Origin of the sequence: Pseudomonas sp. NPDC089918, assembly GCF_050280605.1 — a bacterium.
Classification (GTDB): Bacteria; Pseudomonadota; Gammaproteobacteria; order Pseudomonadales; family Pseudomonadaceae; genus Aquipseudomonas.
Map to the genome: position 1 here is coordinate 1 of NZ_JBNNVP010000069.1, position 18038 is coordinate 18038.

20 protein-coding genes, 1 pseudogene and 1 riboswitch are annotated in these 18038 nt (G+C 61.0%); of the genes and pseudogenes, 19 read left to right on the plus strand and 2 right to left on the minus strand.

The features are described from left to right. The 5 genes and pseudogenes from ACQKPC_RS28820 to ACQKPC_RS28840 all read left to right on the plus strand — a co-directional run. Positions 1-337, plus strand: a pseudogene (locus tag ACQKPC_RS28820) (DUF2066 domain-containing protein); the annotation flags it as partial. Between the two features lie 30 nt (positions 338-367). Continuing rightward, positions 368-1441 (plus strand): AI-2E family transporter, encoded by a 1074-nt coding sequence (locus ACQKPC_RS28825; RefSeq protein ID WP_427628010.1) that lies wholly within the window; start codon positions 368-370, stop codon positions 1439-1441. A gap of 230 nt (positions 1442-1671) precedes the next feature. Next, positions 1672-2376 carry a DnaA regulatory inactivator Hda gene (hda, locus tag ACQKPC_RS28830; protein WP_007898944.1) on the plus strand — a complete coding sequence of 235 codons (705 nt, stop codon included), beginning with the start codon at positions 1672-1674 and terminating at the stop codon, positions 2374-2376. Positions 2377-2602: 226 nt separating this feature from the next. After that, complete coding sequence (locus ACQKPC_RS28835) at positions 2603-3256, plus strand: C40 family peptidase (protein WP_427628012.1); 654 nt, start codon at positions 2603-2605, stop codon at positions 3254-3256. 165 nt (positions 3257-3421) lie between these two features. Further along, positions 3422-3958, plus strand: coding sequence for a C40 family peptidase (locus ACQKPC_RS28840; protein ID WP_063342954.1), 537 nt, complete (start codon positions 3422-3424; stop codon positions 3956-3958). A gap of 209 nt (positions 3959-4167) precedes the next feature. Here ACQKPC_RS28840 and ACQKPC_RS28845 read toward each other — a convergent pair whose 3' ends face one another. After that, positions 4168-5481: a PQQ-dependent sugar dehydrogenase gene (locus tag ACQKPC_RS28845; RefSeq protein ID WP_427628014.1), complete on the minus strand. Its 1314-nt coding sequence runs from the start codon at positions 5479-5481 to the stop codon at positions 4168-4170. Between the two features lie 68 nt (positions 5482-5549). Further along, the gene (locus ACQKPC_RS28850; RefSeq protein ID WP_427628016.1) at positions 5550-6134 is read right to left on the minus strand and encodes a hypothetical protein; all 585 of its coding nucleotides are present in this window, start codon (positions 6132-6134) and stop codon (positions 5550-5552) included. Positions 6135-6288: 154 nt separating this feature from the next. Next, positions 6289-6539, plus strand: a riboswitch (cobalamin riboswitch). Positions 6540-6619: 80 nt separating this feature from the next. On the opposite strand from ACQKPC_RS28850, the gene cobO reads away from it, so the two are divergent. From cobO to ACQKPC_RS28920, 14 genes are all read left to right on the plus strand, one after another. Next, positions 6620-7231, plus strand: coding sequence for a cob(I)yrinic acid a,c-diamide adenosyltransferase (gene cobO / locus ACQKPC_RS28855; RefSeq protein ID WP_427628017.1), 612 nt, complete (start codon positions 6620-6622; stop codon positions 7229-7231). A gap of 10 nt (positions 7232-7241) precedes the next feature. Then, positions 7242-8624 carry a cobyrinate a,c-diamide synthase gene (locus tag ACQKPC_RS28860; protein WP_427628019.1) on the plus strand — a complete coding sequence of 461 codons (1383 nt, stop codon included), beginning with the start codon at positions 7242-7244 and terminating at the stop codon, positions 8622-8624. Next, complete coding sequence (bluB, locus tag ACQKPC_RS28865; RefSeq protein WP_427628021.1) at positions 8621-9271, plus strand: 5,6-dimethylbenzimidazole synthase; 651 nt, start codon at positions 8621-8623, stop codon at positions 9269-9271. The genes ACQKPC_RS28860 and bluB overlap by 4 nt, the downstream gene beginning before the upstream one ends. After that, positions 9268-10176, plus strand: coding sequence for an adenosylcobinamide-phosphate synthase CbiB (gene cbiB, locus ACQKPC_RS28870; RefSeq protein ID WP_427628023.1), 909 nt, complete (start codon positions 9268-9270; stop codon positions 10174-10176). Before bluB ends, cbiB begins: the two co-directional genes overlap by 4 nt. Next, the gene (cobD, locus tag ACQKPC_RS28875; RefSeq protein ID WP_427628025.1) at positions 10169-11161 is read left to right on the plus strand and encodes a threonine-phosphate decarboxylase CobD; all 993 of its coding nucleotides are present in this window, start codon (positions 10169-10171) and stop codon (positions 11159-11161) included. Before cbiB ends, cobD begins: the two co-directional genes overlap by 8 nt. A gap of 8 nt (positions 11162-11169) precedes the next feature. Further along, a complete protein-coding gene (locus ACQKPC_RS28880) occupies positions 11170-12630 on the plus strand; it encodes a cobyric acid synthase (RefSeq protein WP_427628037.1) in 1461 nt (486 codons plus the stop codon). 122 nt (positions 12631-12752) lie between these two features. Then, positions 12753-13274 (plus strand): bifunctional adenosylcobinamide kinase/adenosylcobinamide-phosphate guanylyltransferase, encoded by a 522-nt coding sequence (gene cobU, locus ACQKPC_RS28885; protein ID WP_427628027.1) that lies wholly within the window; start codon positions 12753-12755, stop codon positions 13272-13274. Continuing rightward, a complete protein-coding gene (cobT, locus tag ACQKPC_RS28890; RefSeq protein WP_063342960.1) occupies positions 13271-14326 on the plus strand; it encodes a nicotinate-nucleotide--dimethylbenzimidazole phosphoribosyltransferase in 1056 nt (351 codons plus the stop codon). The genes cobU and cobT overlap by 4 nt, the downstream gene beginning before the upstream one ends. Next, entirely contained in the window at positions 14323-14898 is a 576-nt protein-coding gene (cobC, locus tag ACQKPC_RS28895; protein WP_427628029.1) for an alpha-ribazole phosphatase family protein, read from the plus strand. Before cobT ends, cobC begins: the two co-directional genes overlap by 4 nt. Before the next feature lie 2 nt (positions 14899-14900). After that, entirely contained in the window at positions 14901-15635 is a 735-nt protein-coding gene (locus ACQKPC_RS28900; protein ID WP_427628031.1) for an adenosylcobinamide-GDP ribazoletransferase, read from the plus strand. Between the two features lie 88 nt (positions 15636-15723). Continuing rightward, positions 15724-16128, plus strand: coding sequence for a MarR family winged helix-turn-helix transcriptional regulator (locus tag ACQKPC_RS28905; protein ID WP_048394362.1), 405 nt, complete (start codon positions 15724-15726; stop codon positions 16126-16128). A 52-nt stretch (positions 16129-16180) separates the two neighbouring features. Further along, positions 16181-17389 (plus strand): MFS transporter, encoded by a 1209-nt coding sequence (locus ACQKPC_RS28910; RefSeq protein WP_427628033.1) that lies wholly within the window; start codon positions 16181-16183, stop codon positions 17387-17389. Beyond that, positions 17386-17508 (plus strand): hypothetical protein, encoded by a 123-nt coding sequence (locus tag ACQKPC_RS28915; protein ID WP_008071541.1) that lies wholly within the window; start codon positions 17386-17388, stop codon positions 17506-17508. Before ACQKPC_RS28910 ends, ACQKPC_RS28915 begins: the two co-directional genes overlap by 4 nt. A 56-nt stretch (positions 17509-17564) precedes the next feature. After that, positions 17565-18038, plus strand: a 474-nt coding sequence (locus ACQKPC_RS28920) for a glutathione peroxidase (RefSeq protein WP_427628035.1), incomplete at its 3' end; no start/stop codon positions are given.

Consider the following 18038-nt stretch of genomic DNA (forward strand, 5'->3'; position numbering starts at 1 on the left):
TCAACGCCTGGCGCCGCGCTTTGTCGCCAAGCCGGGTGCCTCGAGCGAGCAATTGCTGGAAGTGCAGGGGATGAGCCTGGAGCGTTATGCGACGCTCGGGCGTTTGCTGGAGCCTTTTGGTGCACGCCTGCAAAGTGTCGACGGTGACCGCGTGCTTTATCGGGTCAACGGCAGCCCCGATCAGCTGCGGGCGCAGTTGTCTTTGGCCAGGTTGCAGGAGATTCCGGCCGGTGAGGCGCCGGCTCCGACGGCACCTGTTCAGCCCGTGGTTGTTGGCTCGACACCGGCCGTAGCGCCACCCCCGGCACCGACACCACTGTTACGTTTTCGCTGGTAGTTTTTCTTTATATAGAAGCAGGAGTGGTACATGGCCGATACACGGCGTTGGTTCTGGCTCGGTGGGGTGGTCCTGCTTTGCGCGTTTGTTTACCTGTTGCACCCGATCCTGACGCCTTTTTTGGTGGCGCTGTTGCTGGCTTATCTGTTCGACCCGCTGGTGGATCGGCTGGAAAAGTACGGCCTATCGCGGACCTGGGGCGTGGTGGCGGTGTTTGCCTTGTTCACATTGCTCGTCACCGCGTTGCTGTTGGTGTTGGTGCCGATGCTCGCCAAGCAACTGTTTCGCTTGTATGAACTGGCGCCGCAAATGCTCGACTGGTTGCAGCACACCGCCGTGCCGTGGGCGCAATCGAAGATGGGGTTGTCGGACGGTTTCTGGAAGTTCGACAAGCTCAAGGCGGCGTTCAGCGAGCACATGGGCCAGACCACCGACGTTGTCGGCGTGGTGCTGAGTCAGGCGACGGCTTCAGGTCTTGCACTGATCGGCTGGCTGGCCAATCTGGTGCTGATTCCGGTGGTGAGTTTTTATCTGCTGCGCGACTGGGATCTGATGATGGCCAAGATCCGCAGCCTGCTGCCGCGTGATCGTGAAGAGCGCGTGATGTCCCTGGCGGGAGAATGCCATGAGGTACTCGGGGCGTTCGTGCGCGGGCAGTTGCTGGTGATGCTGGCGCTGGGCGTGATCTATGCCGCAGGCTTGATGATCGTCGGGCTGGAGCTGGGGCTGTTGATCGGTCTGATTGCCGGGTTGGCGGCGATCGTGCCGTACATGGGGTTCGTCATCGGGATTGGTGCGGCATTGATTGCCGGTCTGTTCCAGTTCGGTGGCGATTTGTATCCCATGATCGGTATTGTCGCGGTGTTCATGGTCGGCCAGGCACTGGAAGGCATGGTCCTGACGCCGTTGCTGGTGGGCGACCGGATCGGCCTGCACCCGGTGGCAGTGATCTTCGCGATCCTGGCCGGCGGCGAGCTGTTTGGTTTTACCGGTGTGTTGTTGGCATTGCCGGTGGCGGCGGTGATCATGGTGCTGGTGCGTCACGTACACGATTTGTATAAGGACTCGGATATCTACGGCGGTGTCGACGAATCCGGGGTGTAAGGTTTTTTGATCGCTCGTAGCGGGCAGTCTGGTTGCGTGCCAGGTTTGCCCGTCTCCCTCGTGTGGCTGTCACATGCGCCGCCAAAGAAACGGTCATAAAACCAGTGTGTTAACGCAAACCTTTGATTTTGCTTGTGGTCTGTCGCATTGTGCGGTCAGCCTCACGGGTATAAACTTCGCAAACTTTACACAGAGGCCACTAACGGTTCCTTTGGAACTGTTCAGTCAGCATGAAACCGATTCAGCTGCCCCTAGGTGTGCGTCTGCGTGATGACGCTACCTTTATCAATTACTACCCAGGCGCCAATGCCGCTGCACTCGGCTATGTCGAGCGGCTCTGCGAAGCCGACGCTGGCTGGACGGAAAGCCTGATTTACCTCTGGGGCAAGGACGGGGTAGGGCGCACGCATTTGTTGCAGGCGGCGTGTCTGCGCTTCGAACAACTGGGGGAGCCGGCGGTGTACCTGCCGCTGGCCGAGTTGTTGGACCGTGGCATCGAAATCCTCGATAACCTCGAACAATACGAACTGGTCTGTCTGGACGATCTGCAGGCAGTCGCCGGCAAGGCGGATTGGGAAGAGGCGCTGTTTCATCTATTCAATCGCTTGCGTGACAGCGGCCGGCGTCTGCTGATCGCCGCCTCGACGTCCCCGCGTGAACTGCCGGTGAAGCTGGCAGACCTCAAGTCGCGGCTGACGCTGGCACTCATCTTCCAGATGCGTCCACTCTCTGATGAAGACAAACTGCGTGCCTTGCAGTTGCGCGCATCCCGTCGTGGCCTGCACCTGACCGACGAAGTCGGGCATTTTATCTTGACCCGTGGGACCCGCAGCATGAGTGCGCTTTTCGAGCTGCTTGAACGTCTCGATCAGGCCTCCCTTCAAGCTCAGCGCAAGCTGACAATCCCGTTCCTGAAAGAAACTCTGGGTTGGTAAAAAACTGATCAAGCCCCGGTTTTACGCAGGTTTCGGCATATTCCAGGCGTCAACAAACCCGCTTTCCTGCAAGAGGGCAGGCTGCGCAAAGGTTCAAAATGGGCTTAAGCGCTTAGATGTAAACGAGAAACCGAAAAGTCACATACAGATCGATTGAATTTGCAAATGAGGTCGATAGCGGGCATAGTCGCGGCTTCTTTAGAAACTATCAGCCACGGTCGTGCCCATGCTAAATCGCTTCGCACCCCTCGTGCCTCTCGCACTCGTCACCCTGTTGTTCGGTTGCGCTGCCCACTCTCCAGTGTCCCAGCAAGAGCCAAAACAGCAGGTTTCAAATTCAGTTACCGCGCAGTCTTCTTCCGTTCTTTTCCAGGAAGCTCTTTACCAAGACGGCGTAGCCACCGATAAAGAACTGGCAGACTTCGCGGGCGGCAAGTCTTACCAGCTTCCGGTTCTCGCCGACAGCATCCTCGAACGTGGCATGTCCCTGATCGGTACCCGTTACCGTTTCGGCGGCACCTCCGAGGCCGGCTTCGACTGCAGTGGCTTCATTGGTTATCTGTTTCGTGAAGAGGCCGGCATGAACCTGCCGCGCTCCACCCGCGAAATGATCAACGTTGACGCTCCTCTGGTTGCTCGCAGCGCCCTCAAACCGGGTGACCTGCTGTTCTTCGCCACCAATGGTCGTCGCGGTCGTGTCAGTCACGCCGGGATCTACCTGGGTGACAACCAGTTCATCCACTCCAGCAGCCGCAAAAGCGGTGGTGTCCGGATTGATAGTCTGGGCGACAGCTACTGGAGCAAAACCTTCATCGAAGCCAAGCGCGCACTCGCGATGGCGCCGACTGCGGCCCCGGCTATCGTCACGGCACGCAAGTAAGCGGACAGTTTGTAAGGCGAACTTAAAGTCTTACTTGAAGTTTGCCGCGTAGCCGCTAGAATCCTGATCTATTATTGATGGCAAACCGCCTGCGTTCTGCGCAGGCGGTTTTCTTTTCTGCCTTTTCGGTGGAAAAAGCCGCAGCCAGATCAGGATGTTCTGTTTATGACGATGTCGGCCCGCCTCACACTCATATTCTTCGCAGCGCTGCTCAGCGCCTGCGCCAGCCGCACACCGCCACCTGCGCCGGTGGTTCGCGCTCCCATTGTTTTCGGTCCTTCCCAAGCCTTTTCCCCTGCGGCAGAAGACGTGCTGTTTCGCGCGCTGGGTCTGGTGGGAACGCCTTATCGCTGGGGCGGCAACACGCCGGACTCCGGGTTCGATTGCAGCGGTCTGATCGGTTATGTTTATCGCGATGTCGCCGGCATTTCCTTGCCGCGCTCCACCCGCGAGATGATCGGCATGCAAGCCCCCAGTGTCGGCAAGGAAGGCCTGCAAACCGGCGACCTGATTTTCTTCGCCACCAATGGCGGCTCCCAGGTCAGCCACGCCGGGATCTACGTCGGCGAAGGCCGCTTCGTCCACGCACCAGCCACGGGCGGCACGGTCAAGCTGGACAGCTTGTCCAAGGCTTACTGGCAGAAAGCCTACCTGAGCGCCAAGCGCGTCTTGCAACCTGAGCATTTGGCACATAATCCCTAGCGGAGGTTGTCAGGACCGCTCGCTTGAGGGATGACTCGCGTGTGGATCTGTGGTTGTTACCGCCGGACGCTAGGTTGACGTTCTGTTGTACACGCTGATCCCTGTGGGAGCGAGCCTGCTCGCGATAGCGGTGCGTCAGGCAACATCGTTGTTGAATGTGCTGACCCCATCGCGAGCAGGCTCGCTCCCACAGGTGATGTGGGTTGCAGTTATTGAGCTGCGGACACACGCCACACCTTGTTCCCCACATCATCCGCCACCAGCAAGCCTCCTTGCTGATCGATCACAACACCCACCGGCCGGCCCATGGCTTTTTCGTCGTCAGTGAGGAAGCCGGTGAGCACATCCACCGGCTGCCCGGTCGGTTTGCCGGCGGTGAACGGCACGAAAATCACTTTATAGCCGCTGTGCGGCTTGCGGTTCCATGAGCCGTGTTGGCCGATGAAGGCGCCTTGGGTGAACGGCGCGGGCAACTTGCTGCCTTCGGCGAACGTCAGGCCCAGTGACGCGGTATGCGGCCCCACCGCGTAGTCCGGGGCAATGGCCTTGGCCACTAGATCGGGTTTTTGCGGTTCGACGCGAATGTCGACATGCTGGCCATAATAGCTGTAGGGCCAGCCGTAGAACCCGCCATCCTTCACTGAAGTGATGTAGTCCGGCACCAGGTCGCTGCCGATTTCGTCACGCTCGTTGACGGCTGTCCACAGTGCGCCGCTCTGCGGTTCCCAGGCCAGGCCGTTTGGATTGCGAATCCCCGAGGCGAAGATCCGATGGTTGCCGGTGGCGCGGTCCACTTCCCAGATCGCCGCGCGGCCGTCCTCCTGATCCATGCCGTTTTCACCGACGTTGCTGTTCGAGCCCACGGTGACGTACAGCTTGCTGCCATCCTTGCTGGCGATGACGTTTTTGGTCCAGTGGTGATTCAGCGTGCCACCCGGCAGATCGACCACCTTGATGGGCTGCGACTTGATCGCCGTCTCACCGTTTTCATAGTGGAAACGCAGCAGGCGATCAGTGTCAGCGACGTACAGGTCATTGCCGACCAGGGTCATGCCGAAGGGCGAGTTGAGGTTTTCCAGGAATACCGTGCGGGTTTCGGCAACGCCATCGTGGTCCTTGTCCCGCAGCAGGGTGATGCGGTTCGGGCTGGGGACGCCGGCACCGGCGCGGCCCATGACTTTGCCCATGACCCAGCCGCGAATGCCTTGGCCATCATCGGGTTTGGGCGGCGCGTTGGTTTCGGCCACCAGCACATCGCCGTTGGGTAATACGTAGAGCCAGCGCGGATGGTCGAGGCTTTCGGCAAACGCCGCCACTTGAGTCCCTGCTGCGGCGACGGGTTTCTTGCCTTCAGGCCAGCCGATCGCCGGGGCGATGTTCACCGTCGGGATCAGGGTTTTATTCGGTTCTGGCAGCTTGGGCGAGGGGCCTGTGCCATCCGAGACTTGCAGGCTGGAGGTTTCACCACAGGCGGCGAGCCCTCCGGCGAGCGCGATGATGAAAACGAGCTGGGGTTTGTGCATTACTGATCTTCCCTATGAATGCATTGACGTAATCATAGAGAAGCGTAGACGGTCGATGGTTCAACCGGTCAGCCGCGGGCTTCCTTGAGCAGAACAGCGATGCCTGGATGGTAGTTGCCGGCTTCATTGCGCAACTTGCGGTAGGCGTAAGGGAAATACCAGGCCACGGCACAGGTATGTTCCTTTTGCAGGTCGTCGACCATGTCCTGGAGTTCTTCCGGGGTGGCGCTGTGTTGGGCTTTTTGTGGCGCGACAAACAGACAGCCGAGTTTCAGATCGCTGGCGTAGCTGATTCGCTTCGCGTCACTGGTGATGTCCGCCAGTGCCTGGGTCAGGTTCAGGCTATTGACCCGCGGCCAGCGCTGGGTGGCCTGGAGATACGCGCGCTCTTCGCTGCTGGCGATAAACAGATCGGCGCGGGCGTTGCGTTCGCCTTCTTCGGTCTGTTTGCGCGTCGACGTTTGTTGCAGCGTGACCATTTCCGCCATCCAGACCGCGGCGGAGAGCAGGCCGAGGTTGGCTTTTTCGTCGTACCAGTAAGGTGTATCGTTATCGCCGCGCACGGTGTTGTAGCGGTCGATACAGTCAAACCAGCGTTCCAGTACCGGCCGCAGGAATTCCAGCTTCGGATTGCTGATGATCATGCCTTGCATGTGGCTCACCCTTATTATTGTGTTGTCAGGTTGTGGCTCTTTGATATCACTGCTGACAGTGTGGCACAAGATTGGCGTCAGTTAATTGATTGACGGCAGTTATTCGCTCAGCGACGCCCCGGCTTTAATTGACGCTCCACCCCCAACCCTCTAACCTTCGCGGCTTGTTTCAGGTGCTCTGTGACCTTGGTCGACAGAGTGAAACAGGGAAGCCGGTGAGTGAATTTCTTCCAGCGAAGAATGATCACGATCCCGGCGCTGCCCCCGCAACGGTAAATGAGTAAAAGCTGCGCGAGGGCCTGTCATCAGGCCCTAGCCACTGTGTCGACTGTCGACATGGGAAGGCGCGCAGTCAGGCGCAAGCTGCTCATGAGCCCGGAGACCGGCCTGATTCATCCAACGGCATCACGGTGGGCGATGCCAGGCTTCTTGCCGTCTATTCTTGTGCCTGCCCGCCGTTATCCAGCCTCAACGGAGAGCTCCCCATGACTGATACCCCCGATCGTGACGAACGCCATCTGGCGCGCATGCTGCGAAAAAAAGCGGTGATCGACGAACGCATCGCCAACTCGCCGAATGAATGCGGTTTGCTGCTGGTGCTGACCGGCAACGGCAAAGGCAAGAGCAGTTCGGCGTTCGGCATGCTTTCGCGGGCCATGGGCCACGGCATGCAATGCGGCGTGGTGCAGTTCATCAAGGGGCGCACCAGCACCGGTGAGGAGCTGTTCTTCCGACGTTTCCCGGAGCAAGTGCGTTTTCATGTGATGGGCGAGGGCTTTACCTGGGAAACCCAGGATCGCCAGCGCGACATCGCCGCCGCCGAGGCCGCCTGGGCAGTGTCCCGCGAATTGCTGCGTGATCCGGCCATCGGTCTGGTGGTGCTCGATGAGTTGAACATCGCCCTCAAGCACGGTTACCTCGATCTCGATCAGGTGCTCAGCGACTTGCAGGCGCGACCGCCGATGCAGCACGTGGTGGTCACCGGTCGCGGCGCCAAGCCCGAGATGATCGAACTGGCCGACACGGTCACTGAAATGGGCATGATCAAACACGCCTTCCAGGCCGGAATCAAAGCGCAAAAAGGCGTCGAGTTGTGAACTGCACTTTATGAATAGCCATCGTCAATGCCCGGCGGTACTGATCGCCGCACCGGCCTCCGGTCAGGGCAAGACCACCGTCACCGCCGCGCTCGCCCGTTTGCATCGCAATCAGGGGCGCAAGGTTCGTGTGTTCAAATGCGGCCCGGACTTTCTCGACCCGATGATTCTCGAGCGCGCCAGCGGTGCACCGGTTTATCAACTCGACATGTGGATGGTCGGCGAGCAAGAAAGTCGGCGTCTATTGTGGGAAGCCGCTGGCGAAGCCGATCTGATCCTCATCGAAGGCGTCATGGGGCTATTCGACGGTACGCCGTCCAGCGCCGATCTGGCGCGGCACTTCGGTGTGCCGGTGCTCGGCGTGATCGACGGCACCGCCATGGCGCAGACGTTTGGCGCGCTGGCCCTGGGTCTTGCACGCTATCAGCCGGACTTGCCGTTTGCCGGTGTGCTGGCCAATCGGGTCGGCACCGTGCGCCATGCGCAGTTGCTCGAAGGCAGCCTGACTGAAGGCTTGCGCTGGTATGGCGCGCTGTCCCGGGAGACCGGCATCGAATTGCCAAGTCGGCATCTCGGCCTGGTTCAGGCCAGCGAATTGAACGATCTCGACCTGCGTCTCGATGCAGCCGCCGAGTCACTGGCCAGCAGTTGCGATGTGGCTCTACCGCCAGCCGTGGAATTCGCCGCGCCTGAAATGATCGCAGCCGAACCGTTGCTGGCCGGTGTTCGGATTGCCGTGGCCCGGGACGAAGCTTTCGCGTTTACCTACGGCGCGAGCCTGGATTTGCTGCGGGCTATGGGCGCCGAATTGACTTTCTTTTCGCCGATCCGCGACAGCGAGTTACCTGAGGCAGACAGCCTCTATCTGCCGGGCGGTTACCCCGAATTGCACCATGTAGCGTTGTCACAAAACACGCCGATGCTGACCGCGATCCGCGCTCACCACGCGGCGGGCAAACCGTTGCTGGCCGAGTGTGGCGGCATGCTGTATCTGCTGGATTCCTTGACCGATGTCGAGGGGACTCGCGCTGAACTGGTTGGCTTGCTGGCCGGTGAGGCGGTGATGCAGAAGCGTCTTGCCGCGTTGGCCTTGCAGGCGGTCGAATTGCCGGAAGGTTTGCTGCGTGGGCACACCTATCACCACTCGCTGACCAGCACCGGGCTTGAGCCGATTGCTCGAGGTTTGAGCCCCAATGGCGGGCGAGGGGCGGAGGCGGTTTATCGTGAGGGGCGGATGACGGCTTCTTATGTGCACTTTTATTTTCCGTCCAATCCATCGGCGATTGCCGCGTTGTTTGTGCCTGACCTTGAGGACGCCTTCGCGAGCAAGCCCGCTCCCACAGGGGAATGCAATTCAAATGTGGGAGCGGGCTTGCTCGCGAAGAGGCCATGACCGACAACACATTTTCCGAAGCCGAACGCGCAGCCGTTTACCGAGCCATCGCCGAACGTCGCGACATGCGGCACTTCAGCGGCGGCACCGTCGAACCCGAGTTACTGCGTCGTCTACTTGAAGCCGCGCACCAAGCGCCGAGTGTCGGCCTGATGCAGCCCTGGCGTTTCATCCGCATCAGCGACCGGGCATTGCGCGGCAAGATCCAGCATCTGGTGGAAGACGAGCGCATCCGCACCGCCGAAGCCCTCGGCGAGCGCTCCGACGAATTCATGAAGCTCAAGGTCGAAGGCATCAACGACTGCGCCGAGGTACTGGTTGCCGCGCTGATGGACGATCGTGAGCGGCATATCTTCGGCCGTCGTACGCTGCCGGAAATGGACATGGCCTCGCTGTCCTGCGCCATCCAGAACCTTTGGCTGGCGTCCCGCGCCGAAGGCCTGGGCATGGGCTGGGTGTCGCTGTTCGAACCGCAAGCGTTGGCGGACTTGTTGGGCTTACCGGCCGGGGCCAAGCCTTTGGCTGTTCTTTGCCTGGGGCCGGTCAAGGAATTCTATCCGGCGCCGATGCTGGTACTCGAAGGCTGGGCGCAGGCGCGTCCACTCAGCGAATTGCTGTATGAAAATTATTGGGGAGTGAGTCAATGAGTGTGGCGTTGTTGAGTGTCGCCGCGGTCGCGCTGGATGCGCTGCTGGGTGAACCCAAACGCTGGCATCCGCTGGTGGCGTTCGGTCGTTTTGCCGATCGCATCGAGCAACGTTTCAACTCCGGCGGCCGTGGCTGGCGCAGTCATGGCGTTACGGCCTGGGTGATGGCGGTCGTGCCGCTGACTCTGCTGGCCACCGCATTTTCCTGGGCGCCTTATGTCGGCTGGATCGTCGAGATTCTCGTGCTCTATTGCGCCCTTGGCATGCGCAGTCTCGGCGAGCACGTCGAGCCGGTGGCCAAGGCCCTGCGCAGCGATGATCTGATCGAGGCGCGCAAACGTGTTGGTTATCTGGTCAGCCGTCAGACCAGCGAACTGGATGAAACCGAAGTCGCCCGCGCCGCCACCGAGTCGGTGCTGGAGAACGGCAGCGATGCGGTGTTCGCCGCGCTGTTCTGGTTTGCCGTGGCGGGTGCGCCCGGCGTGGTGCTCTATCGCTTGAGCAACACCCTTGATGCGATGTGGGGTTATCGCAACGATCGCTTCGAACGTTTCGGTTGGGCCGCGGCGAAGATCGATGATGTTCTGAACTACATTCCTGCACGCCTGGTGGCGTTGACCTACTCGCTGCTGGGTAAAACCCGACTGGCGCTGAAGTGCTGGCGTACCCAGGGCCCGACCTGGGACAGCCCGAATGCCGGGCCGGTGATGGCGGCCGGTGCTGGCGCGCTGGGTGTCGAGTTGGGCGGGGCGGCGATTTATCACGGTGAACTGCATCAGCGTCCGCAATTGGGCGAAGGCGTGCCGGCGGATGCCGATTCCATCGACCGTGGCTGGCAATTGGTCCAGCGCGGGGTATGGTTATGGCTGCTGATTCTCTGCGTGGGGGCTGAATTCTATGCTTGAACACGGTGGCCGCTTGCGCAAGGCGGCGCTTGAATACGGCATTGCCGAAGCCGATTGGCTCGACCTGTCCAGTGGCCTGGCGCCTTGGCCATTCCCGGTCCCGGACATCCCGCTGCGGGCCTGGGCGCGGCTGCCGGAAACCGATGACGGTCTGGAGCAGGCTGCCTGCGACTATTACGGTGCGGCTCAGGTGTTGCCGGTGGCCGGGTCGCAAATGGCGATTCAATTGCTGCCGCGTTTGCGCCGGGCCGGCAAGGTCGGCGTGCTGTCGCCGTGTTACGCCGAACACGCCGAAGCCTGGCGTCGCAACGGGTACATCGTGCGTGAAGTGCTGGAGTCGGAAGTCGATTTCTTTCTCGACAGCCTCGACGTGCTGGTGGTGGTCAACCCGAACAATCCCACGGGGTTGAGCCTGACTCCGGCTCGCCTGCTGGATTGGCATGCGCGGCTGGCCCAGCGCGGAGGCTGGCTGGTGGTGGACGAGGCGTTCATGGACAACACCCCGCATTTGAGTCTGGCGCCGTTTGCCAATCAGATCGGTTTGATCGTGCTGCGCTCCTTCGGCAAATTCTTCGGCCTGGCCGGTGTGCGACTGGGGTTTGTGCTGGCCGAGCGCAAGTTGCTCAAGCTGCTGGCCGAACAGGTCGGGCCTTGGGCGGTCAGCGGTCCGACCCGAGTGCTGGGCCAGGCGTGCCTGACGGATACGGACGGGCACACCCGACAGCGCATTCGTACTGACGAGGCCGGCGAGCGTCTGGCGTTGCTGCTTGAACAGTACGGTTTCAAACCTCAGGGCGGCTGCGCATTGTTCCAATGGCTGATCACCGAGTGTGCCGAAGCGCTGCATGAATTCATGGCCCGGCGCGGCATTCTGCTGCGGTTGTTCACCCACAACAGCAGCGTGCGGTTTGGCTTGCCCGCCGATGAAGCGGATTGGCTGCGTCTCGAGCAAGCGCTTGAAGCCTACGTTAAGGAAGCGCTATGACTACGTTGATGGTGCAAGGCGCGACTTTGATGGTGCAGGGCACGACGTCCGACGCCGGTAAAAGCACGCTGGTGACGGCGCTGTGTCGCTGGGTCACGCGCCAGGGCGTGAGTGTCGTGCCGTTCAAGCCGCAGAACATGGCCCTCAACAGCGCGGTGACTGCTGACGGTGGCGAGATCGGTCGCGCTCAAGCGGTGCAGGCCCAAGCCGCCAACCTCGAACCGCACACCGACATGAATCCGGTGCTGCTCAAACCCAATAGCGATACCGGCGCCCAAGTGATCATTCATGGCCGTGCAGTCACGACGATGAACGCGGTTGCCTATCACGACTACAAAGCCATCGCCATGCAAGCGGTGCTGGCCTCCCATGAGCGGTTGAGTGCGGCGTATCCGGTAGTGATGGTCGAAGGGGCGGGGTCGCCGGCAGAGATCAACCTGCGGGCCGGCGACATCGCCAACATGGGGTTTGCCGAGGCGGTGGACTGCCCGGTGGTGCTGATTGCCGACATCAATCGCGGTGGAGTTTTCGCGCATTTGGTCGGTACGCTGGAGCTGCTGTCCCCCAGCGAGCAGGCAAGGGTCAAAGGCTTCATCATCAACCGGTTTCGCGGCGACATCGCCTTGCTGCAACCAGGCCTCGATTGGCTGGAGGCGCGCACTGGCAAACCGGTGATCGGCGTTTTGCCTTATGTGATGGACCTGCATCTTGAGGCTGAGGATGGTCTCGATCAGCGGCAGACCGATAAGGCCGATCAGGTACTCAAAGTGGTGGTGCCGGTACTGCCGCGCATCAGCAACCACACCGATTTCGATCCGCTGCGCCTGCATCCGCAAGTGGACCTGCAATTCATAGGCCCCGGTCAGGCGATTCCGCCGGCCGACCTGATCATTCTTCCTGGCTCGAAAAGCGTGCGCAGCGACCTTGCGTACCTGCGGGCCAACGGTTGGGACGCGGCCATCTCGCGGCACTTGCGCTACGGCGGAAAAGTGCTGGGGATCTGCGGCGGTCTGCAAATGCTCGGCGAGCAGGTGCACGACCCGCTGGGCCTCGAAGGCGCGCCGGGTTCCAGTGCTGGCTTGGGCCTGCTGGCGTTCGAAACGCAGCTCGAAGAAGAGAAGCAGTTGCGCAATGTGCGTGGACGTCTGGTGTTGGAAGATGCGCAGGTCAGCGGCTATGAAATTCATGCCGGCGTGACCACCGGGCCGGCGCTGGAAAACGCTGCGGTGCAGCTCGACGATGGTCGCTGCGATGGCGCGCAAAGTGTTGATGGGCAGATATTCGGCACGTACCTGCATGGGCTGTTCGAGTCACCGGCGGCGTGCAGTGCGCTGTTGCGCTGGGCCGGGTTGCAGGATGTGCAGGAGGTCGATTACCACGCCCTGCGTGAGCGCGATATCGAACGGTTGGCGGATTTGGTGGAGAAGCATTTGGATACCTCGCTGTTGTGTGAGCTCTGTGGGATTTAAGGTGAATTCGAGACCGCCATCGCGAGCAGGCTCGCTCCCACATTGGAATGCGGTCAACTGTGGGAGCGAGCCTGCTCGCGATGACTTAAGTCGCCACGCCGCCAATTAATAGGTAGATGAACATGCTGCAACTGATCCTCGGCGGCGCCCGCTCCGGCAAAAGCCGTCTGGCTGAAAAACTGGCGACAGACAGTCAGGTCCACGTCACCTACATCGCCACCAGCCAACCCCTGGACGGTGAGATGAACGAACGGGTGGCCCATCACCGTGCCCGTCGTCCGGCCGAATGGGCATTGATCGAAGAACCGCTGGAGCTCGCCCGTGTGCTGCGCGAAAACGCCAGTGCCGATCGTTGCTTGCTGGTGGATTGCCTGACGTTGTGGCTGACCAATCTGCTGATGCTCGACGATGCCGAGCGCTTGTCGGCCGAACGCGAAGCCCTGCTGGACTGCCTGGCGTCATTGCCGGGTGAAATCATTTTTGTCAGCAACGAGACCGGGATGGGTGTCGTGCCGTTGGGCGAATTGACTCGCCGCTATGTCGATGAAGCCGGTTGGCTGCATCAAGCCTTGGCCGAGTGCTGTCAGCGAGTCGTCCTGACCGTTGCCGGCCTGCCCCTGACTTTGAAAGGAACTGCGTTATGACTCACGCCTGGTGGCTGAACCCGTGTAAGCCAATCGACGCGCAAGCGGTCGAACAGGCGCAGGCGCGTCAACAGCAACTAACCAAACCCGCGGGCTCACTCGGCCGGCTCGAATCGGTGGCGGTGCAACTGGCCGGGTTGCAGGGGCAGGTCAAGCCGACGCTCGATCAGCTGTGGATTGCGATTTTTGCCGGTGACCATGGTGTGGTTGCTGAAGGCGTGTCGGCGTTTCCGCAGGAAGTCACCGGGCAGATGCTGCACAACTTTGTCAGCGGCGGCGCGGCGATCAGCGTGTTGGCGCGGCAGTTGGGGGCTTCCCTGGAAGTGGTCGACCTCGGCACCGTGACGCCGTCGTTGAACCTGCCGGGTGTGCGTCACCTGAACATCGGCCCGGGCACGGCGAATTTCGTTCAGGGGCCGGCGATGACTCAGGCCCAGGGTGAGCTCGCCTTGCAGGCCGGCCGCGACAGTGTGCAGCGCGCCATCGCAGCCGGCGCGCAGTTGTTCATCGGTGGCGAAATGGGCATCGGCAACACCACTGCGGCCAGCGCGTTGGCCTGTGCGTTGCTCGATTGCCCGGTGGTGCATCTGGCTGGCCCGGGCACCGGATTGAACGCGGCGGGTGTCAGCCATAAAGCCCAAGTCATTGAACGTGCCTTGGCGTTGCATGGCGCTCAGCGTAGCGATGCGCTGCAAACTTTGTTCAACCTCGGCGGTTTCGAAATCGCTGCGCTGGTCGGCGCGTACCTGGCCTGTGCTCAGGAAGGTGTCGCGGTGTTGGTCGACGGGTTTATTTGCAGTGTCGCTGCGTTGGTGGCGGTGCGTTTGAATCCGGCCTGCCGTGAGTGGTTGCTGTTCGGTCATCGCGGCGCCGAGCCAGGCCATCGCCATGTGCTCGAAACCCTGAACGCCGAACCGTTGCTGGACCTTGGCCTGCGACTGGGCGAGGGCAGTGGTGCGGCGTTGGCCGTGCCATTGTTGCGTCTGGCCTGCGACCTGCACGGGCAGATGGCGACGTTCGCCGAAGCCGCAGTGGCGGATCGCCCGGCATGACCTTGCGCCTGGACCTGTTGCGCCATGGCGAAACCGAACTCGGTGGCGGTTTGCGCGGCAGCCTCGACGATGCGCTGACCGGCAAGGGTTGGGCGCAGATGCGCGCCGCGGTGATCGAGCAGGGGCCCTGGGATCGACTGGTCAGTTCGCCATTGCAGCGTTGCGCACGCTTTGCGGACGAGCTTGGGGCGCAACTGGGTTTGCCGGTGCAACTGGATAAGGATCTGCAAGAGCTGCACTTCGGCGCCTGGGAAGGGCAGAGCGCGGCGGCGCTGATGGAGACCAGCGCCGAGGCGTTGGGCTTGTTCTGGGCCGATCCTTATTCGTTCACGCCGCCAGACGGTGAGCCGGTTGCGGACTTTTCAACGCGGGTGTTGGCGGCCATCGAACGGCTGCACGCGGCCCATGCGGGTGAGCGGATCTTGCTGATCAGCCATGGCGGCGTCATGCGTTTGTTGCTGGCTCAAGCGCGCGGATTACCGCGTGAGCAGTTGCTCAACGTTGAAGTAGGCCATGGCGCGTTGTTTTCGTTGTCGGTCGAACCCGGCGTCTTGTTAAGGGAAGCGATCTGACCATGTTGCCGTTCTGGATCGCCCTGCAATTTTTGAGCTGCCTGCCGATTCGTTTGCCGGGTATGCCGACGCCCGAGGAATTGGGCCGGTCGCTGCTGTTTTACCCGCTGGTCGGTTTGCTGTTCGGCGCCATTCTGTGGGGGCTGAACTGGCTATTGCTGGGCGCGCCATTATTGCTTCACGCCGCACTGCTGCTGAGTGTTTGGGTCGTGCTCAGCGGGGCATTGCACCTGGATGGCCTGGCCGATAGCGCCGATGCGTGGCTTGGGGGTTACGGCGACCGTGAACGCACCCTGACCATCATGAAAGACCCGCGTAGCGGGCCGATCGCCGTGGTGACGCTGGTGCTGGTGTTGCTGCTCAAGTTCGCCGCGTTGCTGGCGTTGATCGAGCAGCAACACAGCGTGGTCCTGATCATCGTTCCATTGATTAGCCGTAGCGCGTTGCTGGGGTTATTCCTCACCACGTCTTACGTGCGTCCCGGTGGGTTGGGGCAGGCGCTGGCCGATCATCTGCCGCGTTTGGCCGGTCAGCAGGTGTTGGTGATCAGTGCGGTGGCCTGTGTGCTGATCGCAGGCCTCGGCGCCGTATGGGCGCTTGCACTGGCGGCCGCGGTGTTTGTCTGGCTACGGCAAGTGATGGTGCGACGATTGGGCGGGACGACGGGCGATACGGCGGGGGCGTTGCTGGAATTGCTGGAGGTGGCGGTACTGGTGGGGCTTGCATTGCTGTTGTAGGACCGAGGCTTGCACGCACCGCTCGCCCCTACGGGTGATATGTATCAAAAAATTTGCTTTCATTTAACCGCGGGTATATACACGCACTATGCTTCCTTCTCAATGTTTGTGCACTAACCTGCGTCGCGCCGCTCGTGGCGTCAGCAGGCATTACGACGGCGCCCTCGACGGCTTCGGGATCAACGTTGCCCAGTATTCTCTGCTGTGCAATCTGCAGCGTCTGGATCAGCCAAGCATCTCGTCTCTGGCCGAGGCCATGGGCCTGGATCGCAGCACCTTGGGGCGTAATCTGCGGGTGCTGGAGGGTGAAGGTCTGGTGACGCTGGTCGAAGGCGAGGACATGCGCAATCGCATCGTCCTGCTCACCGAGACAGGGCGCGAACGCCTGGCGGCGGCGTTGCCAGCCTGGGAAGCGGCGCAGCAGCGGTTGATCGACCGTCTGGGTGCCGAGAAGCGTGAAACCTTGCTGAAACTGCTGGACGAACTGGCTTGAGGCCAGTTTGTTCGATCTTAAGCGGGTATATACCCGCTACCGGAGAACAAGAATGACATCAATGTGGCGTACATGCGGTTGGGTGCTGTTGGGGAGTGCGCTGATTCTGGCGTTGTCCTTGGGGGTGCGACACGGTTTCGGGCTGTTTCTGGCGCCCATGAGTGCCGAGTTCGGCTGGGGTCGCGAAGTGTTTGCCTTCGCCATTGCGTTGCAGAACCTGATCTGGGGCCTGGCACAGCCATTCACTGGCGCACTGGCCGACCGCTTTGGCGCTGCGAAGGTGGTGTTGATCGGTGGTGTTCTGTACGCCCTGGGTCTGGTGTTCATGGGGCTGTCCGATTCGGCGGTGACTTTGTCCTTGAGCGCCGGGTTGTTGATCGGCATCGGCCTGTCGGGCACCTCGTTCTCGGTGATCCTCGGCGTGGTCGGCCGTGCCGTGCCACCGGAAAAACGCAGCATGGGCATGGGGATCGCCAGCGCCGCCGGTTCTTTCGGTCAATTCGCCATGTTGCCCGGCACGCTGGGGCTGATCGGCTGGCTTGGCTGGTCCGCGGCATTGCTGGTGTTGGGCCTGGTGGTGGCGCTGATCGTGCCGCTGGTGAGCATGCTCAAGGACAAGCCGCTGCCGGTTCTCGGACACGAGCAAACCCTCGCTGAAGCGCTGCGCGAAGCCTGTTCCCATTCAGGATTCTGGCTGTTGGCGTTCGGTTTTTTTGTCTGCGGTTTTCAAGTGGTGTTCATCGGCGTGCACTTGCCGGCTTATCTGGTGGACCAACACTTGCCAGCCTCCGTCGGCACCACGGTGCTGGCGCTGATTGGTCTGTTCAATATTTTCGGTACTTATACGGCGGGTTGGCTTGGCGGGCGGATGTCCAAGCCGCGCTTGCTCACTGGTTTGTATCTGTTGCGGGCGGTGGTGATTGTGCTGTTCCTCTGGGCGCCGGTCACTCAGGTCACGGCTTATCTGTTCGGCATGGCCATGGGGTTTCTCTGGTTGTCTACGGTGCCCTTGACCAATGGCACGGTGGCGACCTTGTTCGGTGTACGAAATTTGTCCATGCTCGGTGGGATCGTTTTCCTCTTCCATCAGCTCGGCTCGTTCCTCGGCGGCTGGTTGGGTGGGGTGGTGTATGACCGAACCGGGAGTTATGACTTGATCTGGCAAGTGGCGATTCTCTTGAGTCTGGTGGCCGCAGCTCTGAACTGGCCGGTGCGCGAGCAGCCGGTGGCGCGTCTGCAAACCCGGATGAGTGCTGCATGAACAGTCTCTGGCCGCAGATGGCTGCTATCGGCGTCGGCATATTGTTGCTGGCCCTGGCATGGTGGGGCTGGCATCAGGGTGGTCTGGCATTGATGCAGCTGGGCATGGGTGCTTGCTAGCGAGCGGCGAAGGCGAGTAATTTCGTTTTCTGACGATTGTTCAAGGATGCACCGACATGCTGATGCGTTGGCTTGCAGTTCCCGCATTGTTGATGGCTTTTACCGGGCTGGCCCAGGCGGCAGAATGCCCGGAGTTGCTACAAGGCTCTTTGCCCAAGCTGCGCGCCAAGGAATCCATCGATCTGTGCCAGCGCTTCGCCGGTAAGCCGCTGGTGGTGGTCAATACCGCGAGCTTCTGTGGCTTCGCCCCGCAATTCAAAGGCCTTGAGGCGCTGTATCAGCGTTACAAGGATCAAGGGCTTGAAGTGGTTGGTGTGCCGTCCAATGACTTCAAGCAGGAGTCCAAGGATGGCGCAGAGACTGCCAAGGTTTGTTACGTGAACTACGGCGTGACTTTCACCATGACCGAGCCGCAGAAAGTCCGCGGCGATGACGCAACGCATTTGTTCAAGGTTCTCGCTGAACAAAGCAGTTCGCCGAAGTGGAATTTCTACAAGTACGTGGTCGATCGCCAGGGCAAGGTGATCGCC

Coding starts and splice junctions, on each gene's coding strand:
- ACQKPC_RS28825 (WP_427628010.1), top strand. CDS start 368: ATGGCCGATACACGGCGTTGGTTCTGGCTCGGTGGGGTGGTCCTGCTT.
- ACQKPC_RS28880 (WP_427628037.1), top strand. CDS start 11,170: ATGGTGCAAGGCGCGACTTTGATGGTGCAGGGCACGACGTCCGACGCC.
- ACQKPC_RS28840 (WP_063342954.1), top strand. CDS start 3,422: ATGACGATGTCGGCCCGCCTCACACTCATATTCTTCGCAGCGCTGCTC.
- cobD (WP_427628025.1), top strand. CDS start 10,169: ATGCTTGAACACGGTGGCCGCTTGCGCAAGGCGGCGCTTGAATACGGC.
- cobT (WP_063342960.1), top strand. CDS start 13,271: ATGACTCACGCCTGGTGGCTGAACCCGTGTAAGCCAATCGACGCGCAA.
- ACQKPC_RS28850 (WP_427628016.1), bottom strand. CDS start 6,134: ATGCAAGGCATGATCATCAGCAATCCGAAGCTGGAATTCCTGCGGCCG.
- ACQKPC_RS28915 (WP_008071541.1), top strand. CDS start 17,386: ATGAACAGTCTCTGGCCGCAGATGGCTGCTATCGGCGTCGGCATATTG.
- cobC (WP_427628029.1), top strand. CDS start 14,323: ATGACCTTGCGCCTGGACCTGTTGCGCCATGGCGAAACCGAACTCGGT.
- ACQKPC_RS28860 (WP_427628019.1), top strand. CDS start 7,242: ATGAATAGCCATCGTCAATGCCCGGCGGTACTGATCGCCGCACCGGCC.
- cobO (WP_427628017.1), top strand. CDS start 6,620: ATGACTGATACCCCCGATCGTGACGAACGCCATCTGGCGCGCATGCTG.
- ACQKPC_RS28905 (WP_048394362.1), top strand. CDS start 15,724: ATGCTTCCTTCTCAATGTTTGTGCACTAACCTGCGTCGCGCCGCTCGT.
- hda (WP_007898944.1), top strand. CDS start 1,672: ATGAAACCGATTCAGCTGCCCCTAGGTGTGCGTCTGCGTGATGACGCT.
- ACQKPC_RS28835 (WP_427628012.1), top strand. CDS start 2,603: ATGCTAAATCGCTTCGCACCCCTCGTGCCTCTCGCACTCGTCACCCTG.
- cbiB (WP_427628023.1), top strand. CDS start 9,268: ATGAGTGTGGCGTTGTTGAGTGTCGCCGCGGTCGCGCTGGATGCGCTG.
- ACQKPC_RS28910 (WP_427628033.1), top strand. CDS start 16,181: ATGACATCAATGTGGCGTACATGCGGTTGGGTGCTGTTGGGGAGTGCG.
- bluB (WP_427628021.1), top strand. CDS start 8,621: ATGACCGACAACACATTTTCCGAAGCCGAACGCGCAGCCGTTTACCGA.
- ACQKPC_RS28845 (WP_427628014.1), bottom strand. CDS start 5,481: ATGCACAAACCCCAGCTCGTTTTCATCATCGCGCTCGCCGGAGGGCTC.
- cobU (WP_427628027.1), top strand. CDS start 12,753: ATGCTGCAACTGATCCTCGGCGGCGCCCGCTCCGGCAAAAGCCGTCTG.
- ACQKPC_RS28900 (WP_427628031.1), top strand. CDS start 14,901: ATGTTGCCGTTCTGGATCGCCCTGCAATTTTTGAGCTGCCTGCCGATT.